At 70.1% G+C, this 25,331-nt stretch carries 22 protein-coding genes; all 22 read right to left on the bottom strand.

What is annotated here, in order from left to right:
• Positions 1 to 2,376 (bottom strand): endonuclease MutS2, encoded by a 2,376-nt coding sequence (locus AABM41_04770; protein MEK6191624.1) that lies wholly within the window; start codon positions 2,374 to 2,376, stop codon positions 1 to 3.
• The gene (locus AABM41_04765) at positions 2,351 to 2,875 is read right to left on the bottom strand and encodes a DNA-3-methyladenine glycosylase (GenBank protein MEK6191623.1); all 525 of its coding nucleotides are present in this window, start codon (positions 2,873 to 2,875) and stop codon (positions 2,351 to 2,353) included. Before AABM41_04765 ends, AABM41_04770 begins: the two co-directional genes overlap by 26 nt.
• 59 nt (positions 2,876 to 2,934) lie before the next feature.
• The gene (locus tag AABM41_04760; GenBank protein MEK6191622.1) at positions 2,935 to 3,504 is read right to left on the bottom strand and encodes a CvpA family protein; all 570 of its coding nucleotides are present in this window, start codon (positions 3,502 to 3,504) and stop codon (positions 2,935 to 2,937) included.
• A gap of 64 nt (positions 3,505 to 3,568) precedes the next feature.
• On the bottom strand, positions 3,569 to 6,019 hold the full coding sequence (gene pheT, locus AABM41_04755; GenBank protein MEK6191621.1) for a phenylalanine--tRNA ligase subunit beta: 2,451 nt from the start codon (positions 6,017 to 6,019) through the stop codon (positions 3,569 to 3,571).
• Positions 6,020 to 6,022: 3 nt separating this feature from the next.
• A complete protein-coding gene (gene pheS, locus AABM41_04750; protein ID MEK6191620.1) occupies positions 6,023 to 7,126 on the bottom strand; it encodes a phenylalanine--tRNA ligase subunit alpha in 1,104 nt (367 codons plus the stop codon).
• A 104-nt stretch (positions 7,127 to 7,230) separates the two neighbouring features.
• Complete coding sequence (gene rplT, locus AABM41_04745; protein MEK6191619.1) at positions 7,231 to 7,590, bottom strand: 50S ribosomal protein L20; 360 nt, start codon at positions 7,588 to 7,590, stop codon at positions 7,231 to 7,233.
• A 15-nt stretch (positions 7,591 to 7,605) separates the two neighbouring features.
• Complete coding sequence (gene rpmI / locus AABM41_04740; GenBank protein ID MEK6191618.1) at positions 7,606 to 7,803, bottom strand: 50S ribosomal protein L35; 198 nt, start codon at positions 7,801 to 7,803, stop codon at positions 7,606 to 7,608.
• Between the two features lie 14 nt (positions 7,804 to 7,817).
• Positions 7,818 to 8,522 carry a translation initiation factor IF-3 gene (gene infC, locus AABM41_04735; GenBank protein ID MEK6191617.1) on the bottom strand — a complete coding sequence of 235 codons (705 nt, stop codon included), beginning with the start codon at positions 8,520 to 8,522 and terminating at the stop codon, positions 7,818 to 7,820.
• Positions 8,523 to 8,625: 103 nt separating this feature from the next.
• Entirely contained in the window at positions 8,626 to 11,775 is a 3,150-nt protein-coding gene (locus tag AABM41_04730; protein MEK6191616.1) for an adenylate/guanylate cyclase domain-containing protein, read from the bottom strand.
• A 324-nt stretch (positions 11,776 to 12,099) separates the two neighbouring features.
• Positions 12,100 to 12,507 (bottom strand): hypothetical protein, encoded by a 408-nt coding sequence (locus tag AABM41_04725; GenBank protein MEK6191615.1) that lies wholly within the window; start codon positions 12,505 to 12,507, stop codon positions 12,100 to 12,102.
• Positions 12,507 to 15,482, bottom strand: a complete 2,976-nt coding sequence (locus AABM41_04720) for an adenylate/guanylate cyclase domain-containing protein (GenBank protein MEK6191614.1) — start codon at positions 15,480 to 15,482, stop codon at positions 12,507 to 12,509. The genes AABM41_04725 and AABM41_04720 overlap by 1 nt, the downstream gene beginning before the upstream one ends.
• A 9-nt stretch (positions 15,483 to 15,491) precedes the next feature.
• On the bottom strand, positions 15,492 to 15,713 hold the full coding sequence (locus AABM41_04715; GenBank protein ID MEK6191613.1) for a hypothetical protein: 222 nt from the start codon (positions 15,711 to 15,713) through the stop codon (positions 15,492 to 15,494).
• 127 nt (positions 15,714 to 15,840) lie between these two features.
• The gene (locus tag AABM41_04710; protein ID MEK6191612.1) at positions 15,841 to 16,212 is read right to left on the bottom strand and encodes a plastocyanin/azurin family copper-binding protein; all 372 of its coding nucleotides are present in this window, start codon (positions 16,210 to 16,212) and stop codon (positions 15,841 to 15,843) included.
• 208 nt (positions 16,213 to 16,420) lie between these two features.
• A complete protein-coding gene (locus tag AABM41_04705) occupies positions 16,421 to 19,399 on the bottom strand; it encodes an adenylate/guanylate cyclase domain-containing protein (GenBank protein ID MEK6191611.1) in 2,979 nt (992 codons plus the stop codon).
• A 28-nt stretch (positions 19,400 to 19,427) separates the two neighbouring features.
• A complete protein-coding gene (thrS, locus tag AABM41_04700) occupies positions 19,428 to 21,242 on the bottom strand; it encodes a threonine--tRNA ligase (GenBank protein MEK6191610.1) in 1,815 nt (604 codons plus the stop codon).
• Positions 21,243 to 21,251: 9 nt separating this feature from the next.
• Positions 21,252 to 21,752 carry a 1,2-phenylacetyl-CoA epoxidase subunit PaaD gene (gene paaD, locus AABM41_04695; protein ID MEK6191609.1) on the bottom strand — a complete coding sequence of 167 codons (501 nt, stop codon included), beginning with the start codon at positions 21,750 to 21,752 and terminating at the stop codon, positions 21,252 to 21,254.
• Between the two features lie 17 nt (positions 21,753 to 21,769).
• Positions 21,770 to 22,540, bottom strand: coding sequence for a 1,2-phenylacetyl-CoA epoxidase subunit PaaC (paaC, locus tag AABM41_04690; protein MEK6191608.1), 771 nt, complete (start codon positions 22,538 to 22,540; stop codon positions 21,770 to 21,772).
• A complete protein-coding gene (locus AABM41_04685; GenBank protein MEK6191607.1) occupies positions 22,537 to 22,857 on the bottom strand; it encodes a phenylacetic acid degradation protein PaaB in 321 nt (106 codons plus the stop codon). The genes paaC and AABM41_04685 overlap by 4 nt, the downstream gene beginning before the upstream one ends.
• 9 nt (positions 22,858 to 22,866) lie before the next feature.
• The gene (paaA, locus tag AABM41_04680; GenBank protein ID MEK6191606.1) at positions 22,867 to 23,775 is read right to left on the bottom strand and encodes a 1,2-phenylacetyl-CoA epoxidase subunit PaaA; all 909 of its coding nucleotides are present in this window, start codon (positions 23,773 to 23,775) and stop codon (positions 22,867 to 22,869) included.
• Positions 23,776 to 23,792: 17 nt separating this feature from the next.
• On the bottom strand, positions 23,793 to 24,176 hold the full coding sequence (locus AABM41_04675; GenBank protein ID MEK6191605.1) for a DUF2255 family protein: 384 nt from the start codon (positions 24,174 to 24,176) through the stop codon (positions 23,793 to 23,795).
• The gene (locus AABM41_04670) at positions 24,169 to 24,423 is read right to left on the bottom strand and encodes a hypothetical protein (GenBank protein ID MEK6191604.1); all 255 of its coding nucleotides are present in this window, start codon (positions 24,421 to 24,423) and stop codon (positions 24,169 to 24,171) included. The genes AABM41_04675 and AABM41_04670 overlap by 8 nt, the downstream gene beginning before the upstream one ends.
• Positions 24,420 to 25,331 carry a diacylglycerol kinase family protein gene (locus AABM41_04665; GenBank protein ID MEK6191603.1) on the bottom strand — a complete coding sequence of 304 codons (912 nt, stop codon included), beginning with the start codon at positions 25,329 to 25,331 and terminating at the stop codon, positions 24,420 to 24,422. Before AABM41_04665 ends, AABM41_04670 begins: the two co-directional genes overlap by 4 nt.

Below are 25,331 nucleotides of genomic sequence, written 5' to 3'. Positions count from 1 at the left end.
CTAGAGCTCCCCGACCGTCGCTCCGTCTCCGCCTTCCTCGCGCCGTCCACGCCGCTGGGTGCGGACCCGCGGATGGTCGGCCAGGTACTCGCGGATGGCGCGTCGCAGCGCTCCGGTTCCAGCCCCGTGAATGATGACGACCTGGTCGGCGCCGGCCAGTAGTGCCTGGTCGAGATGGGTCGCCAGCCGCTCCAGGGCGGCCTCGACGCGCTCACCTCGCAGGTCCAGGCTAGGAGGGAGTTCGGCGGCGGCGCGGCGCACCAGCTCCTCGGCCGCCAGGTCACGCTCGGGTGGTGCGGCCCCTGGCTCGTCCACGATCTCGACATCGTCGCCGGGGACCACCAAACGAGCGCCATCCGCGTCCAACGTGACTCGCCCGGTGCGGCCGCTGATGGCAGCGATCCGCCCGCTCCGTCCCAAGGTCCGGCTGCGACCCCACAGCCCAACGCGGGGTTGGGGTCCGGGCTCGAGCGCAGCTTCGTCTGCGGCCAGCCCCGCGGGCGCCGGCGTGGCGGCGATGCGGGCCCGGCGGCGAGCCGTGCGCGCCCCAAGTTCGGCCAGGGCCGCGGAATCGGAACTGCGGGCCCCCCGCCGGGCCTCGGCGACCTCGCGTTCAGCGGCTTCGAGGAGCGAGTCGGCCGCGCGCCGCGCCTCCAACAGGATCCGAGCCGCCTCCCGCCGGGCGCGGTCGGTCCCCACTTCGGCCCGCTCCCGCTCGGTGCGGGCCGCGTGGCGCTCCTCGGAGGCGGTGGCCAGCGCCTCGGCGCGTTCGGCCTCGGCGCGCCGGATGGCGGCCAGCGTCTCCTCCAGCAACGCGTGGGTGGACGAGATCCGCTCACGCGCTAGGGCCAGGACGTCCGGCGCTAGGCCCAGCCGCTCCGCGATGGCGAAGGCCTGCGAGGCGCCCGGAAGGCCGATCGACAGGTGGTAGGTGGGGCGCAACGTGGCCACGTCGAACTCGACCGCGGCGTTCGTCACCCCCGGTTGGATCTCGGCGAAGGCCTTCAGCTCGGCGTAATGGGTGGTGGCGGCGACCAGCGCCCCGCGCTCGAGGAGGACCGTGAGCACCGCCATGGCCAACGCCGAGCCCTCGGTCGGATCGGTGCCGGCGCCGATCTCGTCGAGCAGCACCAGGGTCTGCGGTCCGGCGACCTCGAGGAAGCGGACGACGTTGCGCAGGTGGCTGGAGAAGGTTGACAGCGACTGGGCGATGCTCTGTTCGTCGCCGATGTCGGCCATGATTCGCGCGAAGACCGGGAGCCGCGCCCCATCCGCCGCCGGTACGCGCAGACCGGCCTGGTGCATGAGAGCCAGCAGACCCAGGGTCTTCAGCGCCACCGTCTTGCCGCCAGTGTTCGGACCGGTGATGACCAGCGCCCGATACCCGAAGCGCTCGCCCAGGCGCAGGTCGATGGGTACCGCCTCCGCGCCCAGCAGCGGGTGACGGGCGGAGAGGAGCTCGACCGCGTCCTCCGCCACGGCCGGCCGCACGGCGTCCATCTCACCCGCCAGCCGGGCGCGCGCGAGCCACAGGTCGGCCCGCGCCAGTCCCGCCAGCGAGGTCGATAGGGCCTCGGCCTGGCGTTCCACCTCGCGCGACAAGGCCTCGAGGACCCGCTTCTCCTCCTCGGCCGCCTCGAGCGTGGCCTCGGTCCAGGCGTTGTTCAGCTCCACCACCGCCAGGGGCTCGATGAACAGGGTGGCCGCCGAGGCGCTCTGGTCGTGGACGATGCCCGGGACGCGGCCCTTGGCCTCGGCTCGGACCGGGATCACGTACCGGCCGCCCCGCTGGGTGACGATCGCGTCGCCGATGGCGCCAGCCAGGTCCGGGGAGTGGAGCATCGCGTTCAGCCGCTCGCGGAGGCGCTCCTGCGCCACTCGGATCCGGCGCCGCGCCGTCTTCAGCGCCGGCGACGCGCTGTCCAGGATCTCCCCGCCTGGATCGATGCTGCGCTCGATCTGCTCGCGCAGGGCAGGCGCCGGCTCGAGATCCTCGCGCACCCCCGCCAGCTGCGGGCCGGGCCAGCGCGTCAGCCGGCGCCGAAACAGGTCGGTGGCGTGGAGGGTGCCGGCAACGTCCAGCAAATCGGCCGGCACCAGGCGTCCACCGCGCCGGGCGCGGGCCAGGGCGGGCCGGATGTCGCGCGCACCCCCGATCGTGGCATCGGCATGGAGCTCAAGCAGACGCATGGCTTCATCGGTCTGGTCGTGGAGGAACGCGACGTGGACCGCATCGCCAACCGGGAGCGTGGCCTCCGCCATCTCGCGCGAGGGCGCGAACGCGGTCCGCGCAGCCAGCTGCTCGGTGATGGCCGCGAATTCCAGCGCCCGCAGACTGGCGGGGTCGGGCTCAGCGGCGCGAGAGGTGCGGGTCATTCGGAATCACGAACCGATACGGGCGCGCGGCCCAGGCGCCGGCGTAGCCGACCCCGACCCGCGGGCGGGACGCGACCGCCGGCGGGGGGGCGCCCATGATGAGGCTCACGGGCCCGGTCAGCAGGTCGGCGCCGCTGAGGTCACGACCGATCCCCAGCGCACGCCCGAGGTTGCCCGGACCGGCCGCCAGGCGGGCGGTGGATGGCTTCGGGCCACGCCGTCGGCGCGCCAGCTCCTCGCCCTCGATGACCTCGCCCCCGCGCAGGAGCACGGCCTCGGGCTTGGTTCCGGGGCCGCACACCACGTTCACGCAGTCGTGGATCCCATAGATCCGATACACGTACAGGTGCCCCGGTGGCCCCCACATCGGCTCATTCCGCGCCGTCGGGCCGCGCGCCGAGTGCGCGGCCGGGTCCTCGGGGCCCAGGTAGGCCTCGGTCTCGACCAGACGCACCGTCACACGACCCTCGGGCGTTTCATGCGTCAAGAAGGCGCCCAGCAGCTCCGGCGCAACGTCGAGTGCCGAACGATCGAACCAGCGCCGATCGGTCAGCGGGGTCAGGAGCCCAGAAACTGGTCGATGTCGTCGGGGACGAACGGGCGCAGCACGAACCCGGCGATGGGAATCACGTAGTCGCGGAACCAGCTCACGAGAACCGAGTCGTTCAGGAACTGGTAGAGCGCGCCGAGCCCCGGCGAGGCGTCGACCACGGCCTGGTCCGCCTGCAGGAAGTACGTGTCCAGTGCGACGAGGGTGACGCTGTAGACCAGGATCACGAACAGCACTCCCAGGACCGCGCCGCCTATCTCGTCCAGGCGGCGATAGATCGGCAGCCGGGTCTGTCGATAGAACATGCGCACCAGGAACCATCCGCCGATGATGCTGATGGCCAGCAGCAGGACGTAGATCCACAGCTCCTGCTGTGCGGGGGTGGAGGCCCGCCAGACCGTCCCGAGCGCGTCCGCGATGGGACCCTTGAGCAGGCTGGCCACGACGAAGGCCACCAGGACCGCGACCGAGCTCAGGACGTAGCGCAGGGTGCCCTGCGTGAATCCCATCAGCACGCCACCGGCCAGCGTGACCAGGACCACCAGGTCGGTGACGGTGAACTCGGCGATTACTTCCACGTCGGCTCGTCCTCCAATCGACGCCGCGAAGGGTACCAGCGGTGTCCATCGAGCGGGCTCCGTACTATCGGATCTCGGCTCCCAGGTGGTGGCGCAGGGCGCCGCGGATCTTATCCATGGCGCGATCCACGGCCCGTTCGTCCGCGACCGATTGGGGCTGGAAGCGGAACGCGAGCCCGTACGAGATCCGCCCTTCGCCGACCTGCGCGCCGCGGTATGTATCGAACAGGTGCAGGTCGGACAGCATGGGCCCCGCGTTGCGACGCGCCAGGCGCAGCAGCTCCCCGACCGGCGTCGCGACGTCCACGACGACCGCCAGGTCCCGGTCCACCGGCTGGGCGGCCGGAACCGGCCCCGCACGCTTGCTCAGGGGCGGCAGGTCGAACAGGCCATTGGGCTCCAGGTGGAGTGCGGCCACCAGTGGTCGGCCCGGCAGGTCCCATGACAAGGCCACCGCCGGCTGCACCTCCCCCACCGAGCCGTAGGAACGATCGCCGCCGTCCACCACCCGGGCCGCGCGCCCTGGGTGCAGGTGGGGATGGTGCTCGGCGGGGCTCTCCGGCCGGTAGGCCGGGGCGGGCATCCCCAGGGCGGCGTGCAGCGCGTCCAGGATCCCCTTCAGATCCGCCACGTCCCACTCGCGTGCCGCCTCCCCTGGGTAGCGGGGAGTCGCCGATCCCAGCAGGCCAATGCCCACCGTCCAGGCCTCGTGGTACGCGCCGGCGGCCTGCGGCAGCTCAGCTCCGGACCGACCCGACGCGGTCGTCGGTCGATATCGGTAAATCTTGCCGACCTCGAAGATCGCGAGGTCGGTGCGGCGCTGGCGGACGTTCTCGGCCAGGGCCGACAGGACCGAGGGGTACGGCACCGGGCGGAGGATGGCGTGCTCCTCGGACAGCGGGTTCGCCACGCGCACGAGGTGCGAGGCCGCGGCGTCGAACCCGGAGCGCGACAGGTCCGCGGGTCCGATGAGCGCATGCGTCACGACCTCGTCCAGGCCCAGACCGGCCAGGACCCGTCGCAGGCGGTGGCGCGGCTCGCTCGGATCGGGCCGGGTGGGCGGCAGCTCGGCGGCGGGCAGCTTGCCGCGGATGCGGTCATAGCCGTACACCCGGGCCAGCTCCTCGGCGACGTCCGCGGCCCCGTTCACGTCCAGCCGATAGGCGGGCACGGTCACCGCCAGGCGGACGGCGTCGAGGTCGGTGGTGTCGAAGCCCAGGGGGGCCAGCCACTCCGCCGCGCCCACGCCGTCGACCGGGATCCCCAGCAGGCGGGAGGTGCGGGCGGTGTCGACCTCGACCACCCGTCGGGGATGCGGCCCCGGGTCGTTGTCCACGATGCCGACCGCCACCCGGGCCCCGGTGATGTCCGCGATGAGGGCAGCGGCTCGATCAGCGGCCAGGCGTGGCAGATCCGGGGAGATCCCCTTCTCATGGCGCATCGAGGCCTCGGACCGCAGACCCAGCCGGCGGGCCGTGTTACGCACGTTGGGCCCGTGGAAGATTGCTGACTCGAGGATCACCCGCTGCGTGGCTGCGCCGACCTCAGTGTCTGCGCCGCCCATGATCCCCGCGAACCCGATCGGGCGCTCGGCGTCGGCGATGACGAGCATCCGCTCATCGAGGGGCCGCTCAACGTGATCGATGGTGACCAGCGACTCCCCGGGGCGCGCCAGACGGACCACGATCCGCCCATCCGGGATGCGGTCGGCGTCATACGCGTGCATCGGTTGTCCGAACTCATGCATCACGTAGTTCGTGACGTCCACCACTGGCGAAATCAGGCGCATCCCGGCCGCCCGCAGGCGCTGCGCCATCCAGCCCGGCGTTTCCCCCGGACCGATCCCGTCCAGCAGCCGGGCCGCGAAGCGCGGGCACAGATCGGGGTCGGCGATCTCGACCCGGACCTCGTCGGCGGTCGCCCCGCCGCTCTCGGCCAGCGTCACCTCCGGATAGCGCACCGTCGTTCCGGTGGCAGCGGCGATCTCGCGCGCCAGCCCGACCATGGACAGGGCATCGCCCCGGTTGGGCTTGACGTCGACGTCGAGGACCATCTCCCCCACCGCCTCGCCCAGGTCCATGCCGAGCCGATGCTCCTCGCCGGTGCCCAGGATCAGGATCCCGTCGGCATCGTCGCCCAGGCCCAGCTCGATGGGGCTGCACAGCATCCCGTTCGAGACGGCGCCCCGGATCTTGGTGCGGCCGATGCGCCGGCCGGCGAGTTGCGCGCCGGCAAGCGCCACCGGCACGAGCTGGCCGACGGCCAGGTTCTGGGCGCCGCACACGATCTCCAGGGCGGCGCCATCCCCGACGTCGACTTTCGTCAACCACAGGGTCTCGGCGTTCGGGTGTCGCTCGACCTCCAGGACTCGGCCGACGACCACCCCGCTCCACTCACCGCCGGCGGCCTCCACGGCCTTGACCTCGAACCCGAGCAGGGTCAAGCGCCCGGCAAGCTCACCAGGGGTCAGCTCGAAGTCCACGTACTCGCGCAGCCAGGAGAGGGGGACTCGCATGGCTCAGCGGCCGCCGGCGAACTGCTGCAGGAATCGCAGGTCGGCGCTCATCAGCAGGCGCAGGTCCGGGATTGCATGGCGCAGGAGGGTCATCCGGTCCAGCCCCATCCCAAAGGCGTAGCCCTGGTACTCGTCGGGGTCCAAGCCGCCGTTGCGCAAGACCTCGGGGTGCACCATGCCGGCGCCCAGGATGGTCATCCAGCCCGTCCGCCCGCAGGCCGGGCAGCCCGGGCCACCGCAAACCAGGCACCCGATGTCGAAGGCTGCGCTGGGCTCGGTGAACGGGTAGTAGCCGGGCCGGAACCGGGTTCGGGTGCCGTCCCCGAACATGGCCCGCGCGAACTCCTCGACCATGCCCTTCAGATCGGCCAGGCTGGTGTCGCGGTCCACGACCAGGCCCTCGACCTGGAAGAACTCGAAGCCGTGTGCGGCGTCCACCGCTTCGTACCGATAGCAGCGGCCCGGCATGAGTACCCGGATGGGCGGGGTGAGCGCCCGCATGGCACGGATCTGGACCGGGGAGGTATGGGTTCGCAGGATCGTGCCGTCCTCGGCGGGGCGCGGAGATCCGGCCTCCACCGACCCCGGCTCCGCCACGTACAGCGTGTCCCACAGGTCCCGCGACGGGTGATCAGGCGGGATGTTCAGCAGCTCAAAGTTCATGAGGTCCGATTCGATCTCCGGCCCTTCGAAGACTTCGAACCCGAAGGCGTGGAAGATCTCCCGCAGGTCGCGCTCGACGGTCATCAGCGGGTGAAGGTGGCCAACCCGCACCGGCCGTCCGGGAGCGGTCATGTCGAGCGCCTCGGTGGCCAACCGATCGGCCATTTCCCGCTCGGCAAGCTGTGCCAGGCGCTCCGTGATGGCCTCTTCCAGGGCTTCTCGGGCCGCGTTGGCGGCTGTCCCGGCGGCGGGTCGATCAGCAGCGGGGAGCGCGCCGAGGCCGCGCAGGAGGGCGGTCAATGCCCCCGATCGGCCCAGCACCTCGTGGCGAAGCCCCTCGACTGCGGCAGCGTCGGTGGCGGCGGCCAGGCGGGCCAGCGCATCGGCCTGGGTCCTGGCGACCTCGGCCAGCATGGCTGCGGCCGGATCAGTCGGGGCGCTCATCGGTCAGGCCATCTCCATCGGTCAGTCGTCATTGTCGGTGAAACAAACGACCCCGCTCCGTCATCCGGAGCAGGGCCGTGGGACCGGCGCCAGCGTGGCGCCGGTCAGCTGCTAAACGAGGCCAGGGCCATCTCGACCATCTTTCGGAACGCCGCCGGCTCGCGGATCGCCAGGTCGGCGAGCTGCTTGCGGTTGACCTCGATCCCCGCCGACTTCAGTCCGGACACGAATCGCCCGTACGGCATGCCGTGGGACCGGGACGCGGCGTTGATACGCTGGATCCACAGCCGGCGCATGTCGCGCTTCCGGTCGCGGCGGTCGCGGTACGCATAGCGCAGGGCGTGGAACAGTGCCTCGCGGGCAGGGCGGATCAGCTTCGAGCGCGTCATCCGACGGCCCTTGGCCTGCTTCAGCAGGCGCTTGTGCCGCCGATGAGCGGGAACGCCGCGCTTGACTCTTGCCATCGCTCGCTACGCGTCCTACTCGTAGGGCATGAGCCGCCTGAGCTGGGCGGCGTGGGTCGAACTGACCTCCGCCATCCCCGCGTAGCGACGCTTGCGCCGGCTGGATTTGATCTCCAGGTGGTGGCCACGCCAGGCCTTGGGCCGGAGCCACTTGCCCGAACCCGACTTGCGGTATCGCTTGGCGGTGCCCTTGTGGGTCTTCATCTTCGGCATTTTGTTCCCCTGACCTACGCGGCCGGCGGTGCCGGCTGCGGCTCGTCGCCTTCTACCTCTGGGCCCACTGCTTCGGGCGACACCTCCGGTGCCGCCACCTCGGGCACCTGTCCCTTGGCCGCCAGTGCCTCCCCAATCGTCTCGCCCGGAGCTTCCGGGGCGGCTGCCCCATCGGTCTGGCCCGACTGGTCGTCTCTGCGCTCCACCTTGGAACCAGGCGGAGCCATCACGATGAACAGGCTCCGGCCCTCCATCAGCGGCGACCGCTCCATCACTCCGTGGTCGCCGATCATCTCGGCCGCCCGATCGAGCAATGCTCGTCCGAGCTGTGGGTGATTGAGCTCCCGCCCGCGGAACTGGACCGCCACCTTCACCCGGTCGCCATCGTCCAGGAACTGAGACGCCCGGCGGGTCTTCGTCTCCAGGTCGTGCCTGTCGATCTTGACCCGGAACCGGATCTCCTTGAAGGTCTGCGACTTCTGGCGCTTCTTCGCTTCGCGTTCGCGCTTTTGGATCTCGTACTTGTACTGGCCGTAGTCGAGGAACCGACACACCGGGGGGACCGCCGTGGGAGCCACCTCGACCAGGTCGAGGCCACGCTCCTGCGCCAGCGCGAGAGCCTCTGCGGTCGGCATCACGCCGCGCTGCTGACCCTCATCGTCGATGACCCGCACCTCGCGGACACGGATCATCTCGTTGATGCGGAGGTCCTTGGCTATCGGTATCTACTCCTTCAACACATGAGCCACGGTCCGATGACGGACGCGTGGCCCACATCTGCGCGATACGCCGGCCGACTATACACCGATGCCAAAACGAGGGTCAACGAACCGATCCGAGCCCTTCGAGCTCGTGGCAGAGCTGGCGGGCGCGCTCCATGTAGACGACGTTCCCCTTCTGGAAGAAGGAATCCTCCGCAGCCCTCGCGGCGGCCATCGCGGCTCGAGAGTGACCGGACGCGGCAAGCACGCGCGCCTGTGACAGCCGGGCCTCACCTCGGAGCCCGGGCCAGTCGGAGGTATCCGCGAGCGCGACGGCCGATTCGGCTAGCTGGATTGCGCCGTCCCATTCGCCCCGCGCGGCGAGAACCTGTGCTCGAACGCAGCGCGCAGGAATGACCGCACTGATGTCGTCCGGCGAGGTCATCGCTTCCACCGTCTCGGCCTTCTCCATGGCTTCGTCGGTGGCACCCCGGGCGAAGAGCACCTGAGCCAGTTCCGCGCGCGACGTCGCGGCCATACCGATGTCGCCCGCCTCCTCCAGGGTCGCAAGGCCCGCGCGCATGACCTCTTCCGCGCCCGCAAGGTCGCCGGTCAGCATGAGAGTCGCTCCGCCCGCCTGGCCAGTGGAGCGCCAGCCAAGCTGGGCCTCAATTGTGCTGCCCTCAGCGAGCGCCGCACGGGCTGCTTCCGACCGACCGAGCATTGCCAGCATTACGGCGAGGTATTTGAGCGTTTCCGCGCGGAGGCCGAGTCCCAACGGTGTCGACCTACCCAGCAACTCCTGCGCAGCCTCGACGACTTTGCTGGAGTGAATGGGTGCGCACACCATGTACTGAAGCCGACGCTCTACCGCGGTGTCCTCAAGGAGAGTGTCGCCCACCTCGCGCGCCGCGCCAATCGCCTGGTCGATCAGCTCGAGTGCGAGGGCGCCGCGTCCCGCCTGGAATCGCTCTTCCGCAAGCAGTCGCAGCGCACGCGCCAGACCGTCAGGATCGCGCAGTCCCTCGAGGCGTCCAATGATCGACTCCAGCTCGGTGATACGGCCAGGCGCGCCGATTGGATCGGTCCACGACAGAATCCACAATTCCTCGGTGCGCGCATGGAGCGCGAGCAGCTCCGCGCCGGCTGCCTCCGCGCGCTCGTGGATTGAAGCCAGCTGCGCGAGTGCCTCCGACTTCGGTGTCATCGGAACTGTCGCGAGTTCGATCTCGATCCCCATCCGCCGAAGCTGGTCGCTGGCGAGGTCTACGGCCCGTTGGAGCAGCCGCCTCGCGGCCTGATCTCCCCGAAGCACGGCACGGCGCCCGGCCGCGTGAAGGAGCTCCGATGAGCGATCGCCGATCGCCACCGTCTCGCTGTCCGGCGGTCCGAGCTCGCACTGGTAGCGGTATGACTGCTCGAGGTGATAGCCCATGATCTCCTCGAACTCCGTCGCACGCGTGCCGGCGCGCGCTGACAGCCAGTCGGCGAATAGACGGTGCAGGACGGCGCGGCGGCGCTTTGGGATCGCACCGTAGGCTGCATCCCGAACGAGCAGATGGCGAAAGCGGAAGGCGGCGTCATCCACGAAATCGGATCGGGCCGGGTACACCCACCGCTTGGCCGCCAGCTCGTCGAGTGCGGGCGCCACGCCGTGCGGCGCACCGGAAAGCGCCGTCGCAGCGCCACGATGGAACACTTCGCCCTCCACGGATCCGCCCTCCAACACCTGCCTGGGCGCGGAGGCCAGTCGGTCGATCCGCGCGCCAAGGAGGGCGCCCAGCGCGTCGGGTAGGCGGATCCGTTCGGGCGCGTCGTCCGCGATCAGGCCCGCCTCGCCGTGCCTGATATGACCCTCTTCTACGAGAGACGAAACGAGCTCCTCTGCGAAGAGCGGGTTGCCTCCCGCCGTTTCGACCAATCGCTGCATCAGGCGCTGGCCGGCGTCCGTGCGCGTGTCCAGGAGGGCGCCGATGAGCCGGTGGATGTCGGTCGCTCCGAGTGGATCGAGGAGCAGTTGGAGTGGCCAGTCCGGATGCGTCTCGAGCAGCTCGGGGCGTGCGAGGCAGAGAAGCAGAACCGGCGCGTCTACGCTGGTAACCAGCTGACGCACCAGGCTGAGCAAGGCCGGCTCCGCCCATTGGAGGTCGTCGATTACGACCACCGCCACGGCTTCCTGCGCCACCGCCTCGAGCAGCCGGCGAACCGCCCAGCTGATCTCCTCGGCCGGTGCCGCTCCCCCGGCGAGGCCAATGGCCTGGCCCACCCGAAGCGCTGCGACCTCCCCATCCTCGCCACCGATCAATGCCTCCAGCTTCGCCAGCGCCGATAGCGGCTCGTCCTCGTCGTGGATTCTGGCGGCGCAGCGGGCGATCTCGCCGATCGGCCAGTACGTGATTCCCGCGCCGTACGACAGACAGCGGCCCTGTAGGACGACATGCTGGGTGGGCAGCCGTGCCAAGAATTCGGCCGCGAGCCTTGACTTCCCGACCCCCGCCTCACCGATGACGATCGCCATCTCGGCCCGTCGACCAGTACCTACGCGGTCGATAATCGCCCGGAGATCCGCGAGCTCTGCGTCGCGGCCCATCATCTCGGTCAACGCGCGTGGCGCTCGACGCTCTGTCGAGCTCACCGCCAGCAATCGGTAGGCGGGCAGCGCGTCTGCCTTGCCTTTCAGCTCCAGTGGCTTGGTGGCTTCGGCGTCTACTGCATGTGCCACAAGCCGATGGGTCATCGGTCCGAGCAGGACCTCACCTGGTGCCGCGGCCTGCTCCAACCTGGCGGCGACGTTAACGGCGTCCCCCGTGACCAGGGCAACGCGGCTGGTCGCGTCTCCGGAAACCACCTCGCCGGTGTTGACTCCGATGCGCAGGCGGAGCTCCTGGCCGTGTGTGCGCGCCAACTCGACGTTGAGCTCGGCCATCCGCTCTTGCATTTCGGCTGCGGCTCGGACTGCGCGGAGGGCATCGTCTTCGTGACTCTCCGGGATGCCGAAGACCGCCATCACCGCATCCCCGATGAACTTCTCGACCGTCCCGCCGTGCCCCTCAATGGCGTCGCGCATCGTGTGGAAGTAGCGGAACATCAGCTCGCGGACGGTCTCGGGATCGAGCTGTTCGCCCAAGGCCGTCGAGCCCGAGACGTCGCAGAAGAGGAGGGTGGCGAGCTTACGGCGCTCCGGTGCCGCTGCCTCGAGCAAGTTTGCGCAGTTGCCGCAGAAACGGGAGTTCTCCGGATTCTCGTGGCCGCAGGTGGGGCAAGCGCGCACGATGCGTATCGTCGCCGCCGGCGATCTCGAGGTCAACGGAGCCGCTGCCCATGCCTCTGCCTGATGGATCGGCGTTCCGGTGTCCGCCGGACGGTCTTGCGAGGGAGCTTCTTTTCGCCGCTCTCAAGATCGGGGGCGGACCGAATGGGTCTGGATAGGACGTTGCCCGGCGCATTGCTGGCCGATACCGACAGAGCGTTCGACATACATGAAGATCCGCGGAGCTGGGTCTTTGAGGATCATGGATCCGCGCGCAAGATCGTGGAAACGACCCTAACTCTCGAATTGGTCGATCCGTAGGTATGGGTGCGGCCTGCCGAACGGCTAGGGGCATGATGCTTGGACGACCCGGCCGCCACCGGGCCAGCTGATCTCGTACTCCCAGACGCAGCCGCTCTCGGTGACGCCGCCCGGTCCAATCACCACGCTCAGGATCGGGACATCCGGGGGCGGCCCGTCATGGCCATCGCGCCACGCCCTGCGCCACTGCGCGATGAGCCGCGCCACGACCCGGTCACAGGTGGCTTGGTCGAGTGGGCCACAATCGACCTCAGTCTCGCCCACCGCCGGGGACGCCGCCTGCTCGACCGATGGCAAGGGGATAGGGCCGCCCAGGCCCGGAGGCCGCACGGGCGGACCCACGGCGACCAGGACGACCACGACTACCGCACCAGCGGCCACCGCGAGGGTGGCAAAGCGCAGTACGGCGGGCAGTCCCCAGCCTGTCGTCATCAAGGTGTTCCGTCCACGAGCTCCGCGAGTCGCGTCTGCGCACGTTGTGTTGAGACGAGGTTGCCCTTGCGCTCGTAGCACCCAAGCGCCTGTCCGAGCGCGGCGGCAGCTTCCTTCGAGCGGCCGTCGAGTGAGAGCACCTCGGCGAGGTCGGCATATGCATCGCCCTGCGCGTCAAGCTGGTCGGTCTTCTCAGAGATCGCGACCGCTTCGCGCCCGAGCCGCTCCGCCTCTGCGTGCTGGCCGCGACATGCAAGCACCTTCGCCCGGACCTGCCGCCAGAGTGCCTGGGTCAGCGCGTCGTCGCTCGCGCCGAGCTCCGCCGCGCGGCTGGCCCAGGCGTCGGCCTCCTCAAGCCGGTCGAGCGCGTAGAGCGCCTGTCCGAGCATCCCCGCCGCGGTTGACAGGATGCTCTTGTCTCCCAGCTCCTCGAACAGGCTGCACCCCGCTCTTCCGAGCTCGGCGGCTGCCGCGGGATCCCCGGCCAAAAGCTCGACGTTGACGGATTCCATGCCGGTCGCCATTGCGAGCTCGATTCCCCCTCCGCGCTCCGAAAGCTGCGCCCGTGTTTCGGCGAGGATCGCGCGCGCCTCGTCCACACGACCGAGCATCGCCAGCGCCCAGGCTCGGCTCGCGCGCAGCCGGTGGTCCATCGTTTCTCGTGGCTCGTTCTCGTCAAGCCACGGCAACAGTTCCGAGACCGGGGTCGTGCCCCACAGGCGAACAGAGGCGCGCATCCCGACGTACTCATCCTTCCGGCCCACCCGCCGAGCGTGGGCTGCGGCACGGTCGAATGCCTCAAGCCCGGCGTCCATCCGCGCGCGCATGGCCGCCACCCACCCGAGCGCGTGGTAGGCGGTGTAAAGGGCCACATCATCGGCGGCCTCCTCGAACACCGGCAACGCCCGCTCGAGGAGGGCAGTCAGGTTCTCGGTCGCGCCCTCCGGCTCGAGGTTGAGGCGGAGCACGCCCGCTTTGACCCTCGCGCACAGCTCGCTGACACGATCGCCCGTGGACGCGGCGCGCTCGGCGAGAAAATCCGCGCGCCGGAGCGCCTCGACGCCCCTGCCTGCCCAGAACAAGGCGTCGAGGAGGTCGGTTTCGAGGGCGAGGTCGATCTCGGCCTGGGGTACGAACGCGGCAGCCCGCTCGAACAGGCTGACGGCGGCGCGAAAGTCAGACCGGAGCTGCGCTCGCTGGCCGCCGGCCGTCAGGCGCCTTCGAGCCTCCGCCGCCAGCATCGGGTCGTCCGGCAGCCCGAGCTCGGCCCGGTAGCGGCAGGCCCGCTCGAGGTGGTAGCCGAGGATCTCGTCCAGCTCGACCAGCTCGGCCCCGTGCTCCTCCAGCCAAGCGGCGAAGCGCGCATGGAGATCAGCCCGCATTCCCTTGGCCAGCGCTTCGTAAGCGGCGTCGCGAATCAGCAGGTGACGGAATCGGTATCCGTCCTCGCCCGCCAGCTGGGGACGGTCGGGCCTGATCAGCTCCTTGCGCACGAGAGCGCCCAGGCGCGGCATCACCTGGGTGTCGTCCGGTGCGAGGGCCTGGACGGCTCCGCGGTGGAAGATCTCCCCCTCGATCGCGCCCCGCTCGAGCACGCTTCGCTCGCCCGTCTCGAGTTGATCCAAACGCGCCGCAAGCAGGGCCTGCAGGGTGGGCGGGACAACCACCTCGCCTTCCGCCTCGCCGGCAATGGCCAGCATTTCTCCGATGAAAAGCGGGTTGCCGCCCGCCGCCCGACTGATCCTGTCCCGCAGCTCACGGGCGATGTGTTCAGGGATCAGCTCCTCGACGTCGTCGTCACCCAGCGGCTCGAGCCGCAGGGTCACCGGCCACGCGGGTCGACGATCGGTCAGCTCGGGGCGCGCGAGGCAGAGCAGCAGGATCGCCGCGCCCGAGGAACGGAGCGCGACATGCTCGATCAGCTCGCGGAACGTCTCCTCGCCCCACTGGATGTCGTCGAAGACGACCACCAGCGGGCGCTCGGCCGCCGCCGACTCCAGCGTCTTGCGGAATGCCCACGCGATCTCCTCGGCCGATGTCGACGCCTCGCTCTCCCCGAGCAGCGAGCGGATCGCCACGGCGGCGGTCTTGTCAGCGGGCAGCATGTCGAGCTGCTTCAGTACCTCGACGACCGGCCAGTACGTGATCCCCTCGCCGTACGGGAGGCAGCGGCCGCGCACGGCCGTCGCGTCCAACGAAGCCAGGAACTCCACGATCAGCCGAGACTTCCCCACGCCCGCATCGCCGACGACCGTGACCAGCTCGCAGTGGCGCTCGGCCTGTACCCGCTCCCAGGCATGCCGGACGAGCGCGAGCTCGCGCTCACGTCCGACGAACCGCGTCTCATGCCGCCGTTCCGGCGCCTCGCGAACGCTGAGGAGCCGGTACGCATGAACCGGCTCGGACTTGCCCTTCAGGTGGAGTGGCTCGAGCGGCTCGACCTCGGCCGCGTCGCGAACCAGGGCGAGCGTCGGCTGCCCGATCAGGACCTCGCCCGGCTGGGCCGCCTGCTCCAGCCGCGCGGCGACGTTCACTGCATCACCGGTTGCCAGCCGCTCAACCGTCCCGGTCACCACCTCGCCAGTCATGACCCCGATCCGCCCCTGCAGTCCAAGCGCGGGCAGCGCATCGCGCATCTCCAGCGCCGCCCGGATCGCGCGCAACGCGTCGTCCTCGTGGACGACCGGCACGCCGAATACCGCCATCACAGCGTCGCCGATGAACTTCTCCACGCTGCCGCCGTGACTCTCGACGATCGCGCGCATCCGCGCGAAGTACCCCGCCAGCAACGTCCGCAAGCGCTCCGGATCCATCGTCTCGCCGAGCTCGGTGGAGCCGGCCAGGTCGCAGAACACGACAGTGACCGTCTTGCGCTGCTCATGCGAAGGCGCCGCTGCGGCCAGCTCTGCACCGCACACGGGGCAGAACCTGAACGCGCCCTCGTACTCGAAGCCGCATTTCGCACAGGCGGGCACCCCGCCAGTCTAGGCGTCATGAGGCGGCAGCCGCCGGTTCAGGCCCATGCACTTCGTCCAGCTGGCGACGTCGAGGACCTTCTCGGTTGAGTGCAGGTCGAGCGCCTTGATGAGCAGCTCGGACACGTTGACGATCTGCGTCCCGACCATGTGATGTCCACCGGCGGCCCAGGTTGCCTGCTGGCGTTGCTCGATGGCGGGGAGATGAGGGGTAGGCACCGCGTCAGTCATCGGGTTCCCCACACTCTGGCGTGGGGGAGCATTCCGCCGCGCTACGCTCGATCGTAGTGATTGGGCGGGCCAACCTGGGCTACGACCGGCTCGAGCAGACCCTGGGCGAGCTGATCGTCTCGTTGACCTAGGTCGCCTCCTCGACGATCACGAGCATCTGCATCGGGGGGTGCGGCACACACCCGACCTCGTAGGTGCCGGCCTCGTCGAACGTGTAGCTTCCATTCGCTCCCGGCGTCAGCTCGAGATCAAACCGGGCGTCCGGCTTGCTGAACCCGTTGAGATACTCTGTGGCGGTATGGTCGATGGCGTCCCGGTTGGTCCAGATCACAGTGGTGCCGACAGGGATGGTCAGTGCGGGCACGCCATCGATGGCCGCGCCACCTGGCGGGACGAAGGCGCTCTCCTCAAGGATCACCGTTACCGCTGGGGGCACGCTCGGGGTCGGAGTGGTTGACGCGGTGCCGGCGCAGCCGGTTGCGGCGAGGACGAGCGACATGGCTACTGTCACCCCCTGCGCCCGGAGCCGAGCCACTCGTTGACCGCCGGCCATCGTGCCTCCCTGTCGATGATTGTCCTATCTCAGCTTGCAGTCAAGGCGCGTCAATGCTTGGTAGTGGCAGTCTTTACAATTGAGACACTCCCAGTGCTTGGCGGCCGCGGATCTCACTCGTGAGCGAGCCGCGCAACCGGTACGACGGGGGCCCTCATCGCGGCGCGGCGTCCAGGAACTCGGCGAGTCGCGTTTGGGCGCGTTGGGTTGAGACGAGGTTGCCCTTGCGCTCGTAACAGCCGAGCGCCTGCCCGAGTGCTACGGCTGCCTCGTCGGCCTTCCCGGCCAGTAGGAGCACATCGGCGAGGTCGGCATACACATCGCCCTGCGGGTTGAGCATGTCGGTCTTCTCGCCGACCGCCACCGCCTCACGCGCGAGCCGCTTCGCCTCGGCGTGCTGGCCGCGACGCGCGAGCACCTTCGCCCTGACCTGCCGCCAGAGCATCTGCGTGAACGCGTCGTCGCTCGCGCCGAGCTCCGCCGCGCGGCCGGCCCAGCCGTCTGCCTCCTCGAGCCGGTCGAGCGCGTAGAGCGCCTGCGCGAGCCTCCCGGCCGCGGTCGACAGCATGCTCTGCTCCCCCAGCTCCTCGAACAGCCTGCACCCTTCTGCTCCGAGCTCGGCGGCGGCGGCGGGATCGCCGGCCCAAAGCTCGACGTCGACTGAGTCCATGCCGGTCACCACCGCTAGCTGGATTCCTGCGCCGCGCTCCGCCAGCTCCGCACGTGTTTCGGCGAGGATCGCGCGCGCCTCGTCGAAGCGACCGAGCATCGCCAGCGCCCCGGCCCGGTACGCACGGAGCCAGTGGTTCCGCCCTTCTCGTGGCTCGTTCTCGTCAAGCCACGTGAGCAGTCCCGACACGGGTGTCGTGCCCATGAAGCGAAAGGTGCCGCGCCACGCAACGAACTGAGCGCCGCGGCCCGCCTGTCGAGCGTGGGCGGAGGCCCGCTCGTATGCGTCCAGCCCGCCGTCCATCTGCCCGCGCATGTTCGCCACCTGCCCGAGCGCGGAGTATCCGACGTACAGGGCCACGTCGTCCCCGGCGGCCTGGAACACGGGCAACGCCTGCTCGAGAAGGGCGGCCAGCTTCTCGGTCTCGCCCTCCGGCTCGAGGAAGCTGAGAAACAGGCTCGCCTTGACCCTCCCGCAGAGCTCGCCGACACGATCGCCCGCGGCCGAGGCCCGCTCGGCGAGGGAATCCGCGCGCCGGCGCGCGTCGACGCCCTTGCCTGCCCAGAACAGGGCGTCGCCGAGCTCGGTTTCGAGGGCGAGGTCGATCTCGGCCGCGGGCACGAGCGCGGCGGCGCGCTCGAGCAGGCTCACGGCGGCGCCGTAGTCCTGGCGGAGGTCTGCGCGGTGGCCGGCGGCGGTCAGGCGGCGCCTCGCGGACGCGGCCAGCATCGGGTCGTCCGGCGTCCCGAGCTCGGCACGGTAGCGGCAAGCCTGCTCGAGGTGGTAGCCGAGGATCTCGTCGAGCTCGACGAGCTCGGTCCCGTGCTCCTCCAGCCAGGATGCGAAGCGCTGGTGGAGGTCTGCCCGCACCGCCTTCGGCAGCGCCTCGTAGGCTGCGTCGCGGATCAGCAGATGGCGGAAGCGGAAGCCGTCCTCGCCCGCCAGCTGTGGCCTGTTCGGCCTGATCAGCTCCTTGCGCACGAGCGCGGCCAGGCGAGGCGTGACCTGGGTCTCCTCGGGTGCGAGGGCCTGGACGGCACCCCGGTGGAAGATCTCCCCCTCGATCGCACCTCGCTCGAGCACGCTCCGCTCGGCCGTCTCGAGCTGATCCAGCCGCGCGGCGAGCAGCGCCTGCAGGGTGGGCGGGACGACCACCTCGCCATCCGCCTCCTCGGCCATCGCCAGCATCTCCTCAATGAAGAGCGGGTTGCCGCCCGCCGCGCGAGCGATCCTCTCGCGCAGCTTCGCCGGAGTGCGCTCCGCGATGAGCTCCTCGACGTCGTCGTCGCCCAGGGGCTCGAGCCGAAGCGTCACCGGCCAGGCGGGGCGGCGCTCAGTGAGCTCCGGCCGCGCGATGCACAGCAGCAGGATCGATGCGCCCGAGGACAGGAGCGCAACGTGCTCGATCAGGTCGCGGAACGTCTCCTCGCCCCATTGGATGTCGTCGAAGACGACCACCAGCGGCCGCTCGGCCGCAGCGTGCTCAAGCGTCTTGCGGAAGGCCCACGCGATCTCCTCCGCCGATGTCGCCGCGGCGCTCTCGCCGAGGAGCGAGCGGATCGCCACCGCGGCGGTCTCGTCAGGAGGTAGTACGTCGAGCTGCTTCAGCACCTCGACGACCGGCCAGTACGTGATCCCCTCGCCGTACGGGAGGCAGCGGCCGCGGACGACCGTCGCCTCGAGCGACGCCAGAACCTCCGCGACCAGCCGAGACTTGCCAACGCCCGCATCGCCGAGGATCGTGACCAGCTCGCAGCGCTGCTCGGCCTGCACACGTTCCCACGCGTCGCGGACTGCCGCGAGCTCGCGCGCACGTCCGACGAACCGCGCCTCATGCCGCCGCTCCGGCGCGTCGTGCACGCGGAGGAGCCGATACGCGGAAACCGGCTCGGCCTTGCCCTTCAGCTCGAGTGGCTCGACCAGCTCAACCTCGGCTGCATCGCGGACGAGTGCGAGCGTCGGCTGCCCGATCAGGACCTCGCCCGGCTGGGCCGCCTGTTCCAGCCGCGCCGCCACGTTCACCGCATCGCCGGTTGCCAGCCGCTCCTCGGTCCCCGTCACTACCTCGCCGGTCATGACGCCGATCCGCCCCTGCAGCCCGAGATCGGGCAGCGCGTCCCGCATCTCGAGCGCCGCCCGCACCGCGCGCAGCGCGTCATCCTCGTGGACCACGGGCACGCCGAACACGGCCATCACAGCGTCGCCGATGAACTTCTCGACGCTGCCGCCGTGGCGCTCGACGATCGCCTGCATCCGCTCGAAGTAGCGGGCCAGCAGGACACGTAACCGCTCGGGATCGAGCGTTTCGCCAAGGGCGGTGGAGCCGGTGAGGTCGCAGAAGAGAACCGTTACCGTCTTGCGCTGCTCACGGGAGGGCGCCGCGGCGGCAAGCTCTTCGCCGCACTCCGGGCAGAACCTGAATGGTCCTTCCGAATGGAAGCCGCACTTCGCACAGGCTGGCACCCGGCCAGTCTAGGCCGCTGAACCCCTGTTACCCCGTGGACTCCTCCGCGGCGGCGACCGGCCACAGGTCGCGGGAGGCGATGCGGCCCGCAAGATCGGCCACGAACTCGGCGAGTGGCACGCCCTGGGTTGCCTCCCCGGTGCGCAGCCGCGGGCTGACGGCACGGGACTCGGCGTCCCGATCCCCCACCACCAGCATGACCGGGACCTGCTGCTGTTGCGCATCGCGGACCTTGGCCTGCATCCGCTCCGCGCGGTCGTCCACCCTAGCCCGGATGCCGGCAGCGTCGAGGGCGGTCCGCACCTCCTCGGCGTAGGCCACGTGCCGGTCCGCGATCGGGATCACGACCGCCTGGACCGGCGCCAGCCAGGCCGGGAAGGCGCCCGCGAAGTGCTCGGTGATGACGCCGATCCAGCGCTCGAACGAGCCGTAAATGGCGTAATGGAGGACCGCTGGACGCTCGAACCCGCCCTCGGCGGTGCGGTACTCGAGGTCAAAGCGCTGGGGAAGCTGGTAGTCGAGCTGGATGGTGGCCATCTGCCACTCGCGGCCCAGGGCGTCGTCCAGGAACACGTCGATCTTCGGCGCGTAGAACGCTCCGCCCCCGGCGTCGATCTCGTACGGAACGCTGCCCGCCTTGAGCGCCTCGGTCAGCTTGCCCTCGGCCGCGTCCCAGAACTCATCGGTCCCCAGCTTCTTTGGCGGTCGGGTGGCCAGCTTGAAGCGAGGCTCGAACCCGAATGGCGCGTACTGGCGCCGGACCAGGGTCAGCGCCAGGTTGACCTCGTCGATCACCTGGTCGTCGCGGCACAGGACGTGCGAGTCGTCCTGCGTCAGCTGGCGGACGCGGAACATGCCAGCCAGGGCTCCGGTCCGTTCGCGGCGGAACAGCCACGAGTAATCGGCCAGGCGCATCGGGAGATCCCGATACGAGCGCAGCTGCGTCTTGTAGATGAGCATCGACTCGGGGCAGTTCATCGGCTTGAGCCCCGACTGATGGTCGGAGTCGTCGAGCACGAACATGTTGTCCTGGTACAGCTCCCAGTGCCCGGACGTCTCCCACAGCTCCTTGCGGACCACGGCTGGGGTCCGGACTTCGTCGAAGCCGCCCGAGCGGCGAACCTCCCATGACCACTCCTCCAGCGCCCGCCACAGGGCCATGCCCTTGGGGTGCCAGAACGGCGCGGCGGGTGACTCGGGATGGAAGCTGAACAGGTCGAGGTCGCGGCCGAGCTTGCGGTGGTCGCGCTTGCGCGCCTCCTCCAGGCGCCACAGGTGCTGGTCCAGGTCGGCCTGGCTCTCCCACACCGTGCCGTAGATGCGCTGGAGCATCGGCCGGGTCTCGTCCCCGCGCCAGTAGGCCCCGGCGGTGTTGAGCAGCTTGAACGGGCCCAGCTTCCCGGTCGACGCCACGTGCGGCCCGCGGCACAGGTCGGTGAACCCCCCGTGGCGGTAGAACGAGATGACCTGCCCGTCCTCCGCCGAGAGGTCGCGCACGATTTCGACCTTGTACGGCTGGCCGGCGGCCTCGAGCTCAGTCAGGGCAGTGGGGCGGTCCTGTTCGTATCGCTCGAACGCGTGGTCGGCCGCCACCTGGGCGCGCATCCGCTCCTCGATCGCCTCCAGGTCGGCGGGCGTCAGCGGGCGCGGCAGGTCGAAGTCGTAGTAGAAGCCGTCCCGGATGGCCGGACCGATCCCCAGGCGGGCCTCCGGAAACAGCTCCAGGACGGCGGCGGCCATGACATGCGACGCCGAGTGACGCATGGCGTCGAGCGGGTCGTGGGCACCGGCGTCCAGCAGCTCCGCGGCGGCGGAGCGGACCTCATCTCCGTCGAGGGCCACCCGTCTCTCCTAGATTGGCTTGAAGGCTTCGAACGGCTGCCGGCAGCCGGCGCAATGGTAGATGGCGCGGCACAGGGTCGGGCCGAACGCGTTCTCGAGCGTCGTCTGACGCGAGCCGCAGTACGGGCACGGCACGACGGTGAGCGTCGGCAGCTCCCCCAGCGCCCCCAGGTCACGCAGGTGCGGCGGCGGGGCGAAGCCGCTGGATCGGAGCTGCTCCCTTCCGGTCGGAGAGATCCGATCCGACGTCCACGGCTCAGCGAACGTCAGGCTGACCTCGACCCGCTCCGCGACCCCCAGCTCCCTCAGCCGGATGCCGATCGCCTCCCGCATGATCTCGATCGCCGGACAGCCGATGAACGTCGGCAGCAGCTCCACGCGCAGCGTGGACCGATCGTGCGCGAGCTCCACGCGGTGGATCACGCCGAGGTCGACGACGCTGATGGCCGGGATCTCGGGATCGGGAACCTCGGCCAGGGCGGCCCAGATGGCGGCCTCCGGTTCGCCCACCGGCGCCCGATTCGGGATCACCAGGTGGCTCCCGGTTCAGCGCGTGCCACGGAGGTGAACTCGCCCCACAGCCAGCGGAAGTCATCGGTCCGCAGCGTCCGCCCCTCGGTCGGCGGGGGCGCCTCATCATCCACGGGCACTGGCAGGCCCAGGCCGCGCAGCTCGGTCGCCGCTCGCTCATGCCAGGCTGCGCGGAGGGCTGCGAGGCGGTCGGGCAGGATGCCGGCGGCCACCAGTGACGCCTCACCGGCCAGCGGGGAGAAGATGGCCTCGGCGTCGGGCCACAGCCGCTCCAGGGCAGCCACGATGCGCGCCCGCGTGCCGACCCCTTCCGCCAGGCGGCGCATCCATGCCGACCAATGGAGGAGATGGTAGGTCTCCTCGCGCCGCATCTTGGCCGCCAGCCCGGCGACCCCGGGATGGCTCGACCGGCTCAGCGCCTCGAGCCGAACCGCGTCGGCGGTCTCGTACAGGAAGCGACGGGCCACCGTGAACGCCCAGTCGGTGCGCGGGTGGTTCATGAGCGCGGCGTGGCGGTACGCTTCAGGCTCGCGGCCGTACGCGATCCGATCCGCGTCGTCATCGGTCAATTCGGCCAGCAACTCGTACCAGGCCTTGGCATGGCCGATCTCGTCCTGGGCGATGGACGAGGTGGCCACGTCCTCTTCGAGCATGGGGGCGATCCCGGTCCACTCCGAGTCCCAGAAGCCGAGCACGAACTCGTCGTCGGCCAGGGTGAGCAGCAGCTCCGCCAGCGCCTCCCGCGTCGCCGCGTCCAGGTCCGTCACGCCTCGCCCTCCGGCTCAACATTGCCGACCGGCGAACCGGCACGCACCCGGGCCGCCTCCAGCTTGTGCTTGATGAGGTAGCCGCCGGGGCGCTTGAAGGACCGATCGAATGGCGGCTGGAGCAGGTCCGGGTCGTCCAGCTCGACGATCGCGTCGCGCGGCACGACCCACAGCCGCACGCTTTCCTGGCGGCGGCCGTAGAACTCGCGCGCGTAGTGCATGGCCAATTCCTCGTCGGGGGCATTGACGCTGCCCCCGTGGATGAATGGGTCGCCCTCCGCCTCCTGACGGAAGACCTCCCACACCCGGTCAGTCACGGCTGCCGCTCAGGCAGCGGCTCCCAGGACCGCGTCGCGCACCCACTGGGTCTCGGCGCGATGGAAGCGGCGGAACTCGAGACGCTCCTGCGACATCGGCCCGTGGCCGGTCACCACCGACCGGAGCTCGTCCCAGTCGGGCTCGGTGTAGTGCCAGCGGCCGGTTGCCTCGTCATGACGCAGCTCGGGATCAGGAATCGTGAGCCCCAGCTCCCTGATGCGCGGGACGTAGATGGCCAGGAACTCCTGGCGCAGTTGCTCGTTGCCCTTTGACTTGATCTGCCAGATCAGGTCGCGGTCGGTGGCTGGATCGGTGGGCGGACCGTGCATCTGCATGAGCGGGCCCCACCATCGGTCCAGTGCCTCCTGGACCATCTCGCGTTGGGCATCGGTGCCGGTCATCAGCGTCAGCACGACGTCCCGGCCGTGCATGATGTGGACCGATTCCTCCCAGCAGATCTTCTTCATGGTCCGCGCGTACGGCGCGTATGAGGAGTCGCGCAGGGCCTGCTGGCTGACGATGGCCGCCGCATCCACCAACCAGGCGATGATCCCCACGTCCGCCCACGAGCGTGTCGGGTAGTGGAACACGTTGTGGAACTTCGTCTTGCCGGCCAGCAGGTCGGCCAGCATGGCGTCGCGGCTCTTGCCCAGGTCCTCGGCCACCCGGTACAGGAGTTGGGCGTGCCCCACTTCGTCCTGGATCTTGCTGGTCAGCGCCAGCTTGCGGCGCAGGTTCGGCGCGCGGAGGATCCATTCGCGTTCCGGCAGGACGCCCATGAGCTCGCTGTTGGCGTGCATTTCGACGAACTTCAGGACGGCGGCCCGGTAATCGTCCGGCATCCAGTCATCGGCCTCGACTCTGCCCCCGCTCGAGACGTGCGCGTAGAAGGCCTCGGCACGCTGGACCTCGTTCACGTGGGTAGGGTACCCGTTCAGCGCGGGCGCAGTTCGAGCGTGGTCGGCAGTTGGGCTGGAGCCACCATCCCCCGCACGGCCGGATCGCCGGCGTATTTCGCCTCGTACCCCCGGCTGGCGGCAGCGATCCGGTCAGGGTCGTCAGCCGCCTCGGCCCGCACGGGCACCGGCTCGCCACCCAACCACAGCACGCATTGCGCGTTGGCTCTCGCCTCGCGATACCAGCGCGAGGTCGGGCCGCGATAGGTTCGGATCAGGACACGATCACGCTCGTCGACCACGACCCAGATGGTGGTCCGATGCGCCTGTGCCGAGGGCGCGGCCCAGGTCTCTATGCGGACTTCATCAGTCGTCCGCAGCCGACCGAGGACGTCCGGCGCGAAGCCCATCGGTTCAGTCATGCGGGGCCTTCTTGAGCGGCCGATGCCAGCGGGCATACGCATCCCGGTCGTTCTCGGCGGCAACCACAACCGCCTGGGGCTGGCCGGCGGGGCTGACGTCGGTCACCGGGACGTAGAGGTCGACCGGCAGCCAGCCGCGGGTCCGGACCAGCAGGTAGTCGGCAAAGACGTCGTCCACGGTGCCGATCCAGCGGCCCGCGGCATCAAGCACCTGCCAGCCACGGGCGGCCGGCTCAGCCTCGCTCATGCCGGCACCGCCACCTGAATGGCCGCCGCCAACGCCTCGACCCGCAACGGCAGGGTTCCCCACGGCTCGCCGTCCAGGTGGACGCGGGTCGGCTCGTCGCCCTCGATCAGGAGCCAGCGGCTGCGGTAGAAGCGGACCTTTGGATTGCGGACGTGCTTGGCCTCGTAGATGCCCGGCAGCTCACGGAGCGCCTGGAAGCGCGTCAGGTCGCCCACCACGCAGACGTCGAGCTGCCCGTCGGTCAGGCTCGCATCCGGGCAGATCTTCATGCCGCCGCCGTAGTACGGGCCGTTGGCGAAGGCGGCCATCAGGGAGACGTGGTCCACCGCTTCCCGTCCGTCGGCCGTGTCGAACGTGATCCGCAGCCGCTGGTTGTGGAATCGCCGCAGCTCGTCCAGGGTGCCGGCGAAGTAGCCGGCTCGACCGTTCTTCCACCACGGGCGCGGGTTGGCCATCGTCCATGCCACCTGGGCGTCGAAGCCGACCCCACCAGCGGCCACGAAATGGCGGAGATGCGCGCCCCGAATGGCGCGGCCCACGTCCATGGTGGTTTTGGTCGGGCCGAGCGCCACGTCGAGGGCGGCCAACGGATCGAGGGGAATGGACAGGCTGCGCGCCAGGTCGTTACCACGACCCACCGGTACGACGCCCAGCGTTCCCCCGCCGGCGGCGATGATGCCGTTGACGACCTCCTGCATCGTGCCGTCGCCGCCCACCGCGACGACCCGGTCGGCACCGTCGCGCACCGCCTCGGCGGCCAACTCCTCGGCGTGGCCGCGTCGGGTGGAGACGAACATCTGCGCATCGCGCCGGCCGAGTTGCTCCTCCAGGCGCGGCAGAAGACGGCCGCCGGCCCCGTCGCCGGCGATGGGGTTCACGATCAGGACCGGCGCGACCGGGTTCGGCAC

Source organism: Chloroflexota bacterium (assembly GCA_038040195.1).
GTDB lineage: Bacteria > Chloroflexota > Limnocylindria > QHBO01 > QHBO01 > DASTEQ01.
Note: the sequence above shows the minus strand (reverse complement) of the source record. Positions and strands in the feature narration are given on the sequence as shown.

What these genes read in the sequence shown, in the direction of transcription:
- AABM41_04770 (MEK6191624.1), bottom strand. Translation starts at nt 2,376, where the DNA reads ATGACCCGCACCTCTCGCGCCGCTGAGCCCGACCCCGCCAGTCTGCGG.
- pheT (MEK6191621.1), bottom strand. Translation starts at nt 6,019, where the DNA reads ATGCGAGTCCCCCTCTCCTGGCTGCGCGAGTACGTGGACTTCGAGCTG.
- pheS (MEK6191620.1), bottom strand. Translation starts at nt 7,126, where the DNA reads ATGAGCGCCCCGACTGATCCGGCCGCAGCCATGCTGGCCGAGGTCGCC.
- rplT (MEK6191619.1), bottom strand. Translation starts at nt 7,590, where the DNA reads ATGGCAAGAGTCAAGCGCGGCGTTCCCGCTCATCGGCGGCACAAGCGC.
- rpmI (MEK6191618.1), bottom strand. Translation starts at nt 7,803, where the DNA reads ATGCCGAAGATGAAGACCCACAAGGGCACCGCCAAGCGATACCGCAAG.
- AABM41_04725 (MEK6191615.1), bottom strand. Translation starts at nt 12,507, where the DNA reads ATGACGACAGGCTGGGGACTGCCCGCCGTACTGCGCTTTGCCACCCTC.
- AABM41_04715 (MEK6191613.1), bottom strand. Translation starts at nt 15,713, where the DNA reads ATGACTGACGCGGTGCCTACCCCTCATCTCCCCGCCATCGAGCAACGC.
- AABM41_04710 (MEK6191612.1), bottom strand. Translation starts at nt 16,212, where the DNA reads ATGTCGCTCGTCCTCGCCGCAACCGGCTGCGCCGGCACCGCGTCAACC.
- AABM41_04675 (MEK6191605.1), bottom strand. Translation starts at nt 24,176, where the DNA reads ATGACTGAACCGATGGGCTTCGCGCCGGACGTCCTCGGTCGGCTGCGG.
- AABM41_04670 (MEK6191604.1), bottom strand. Translation starts at nt 24,423, where the DNA reads ATGAGCGAGGCTGAGCCGGCCGCCCGTGGCTGGCAGGTGCTTGATGCC.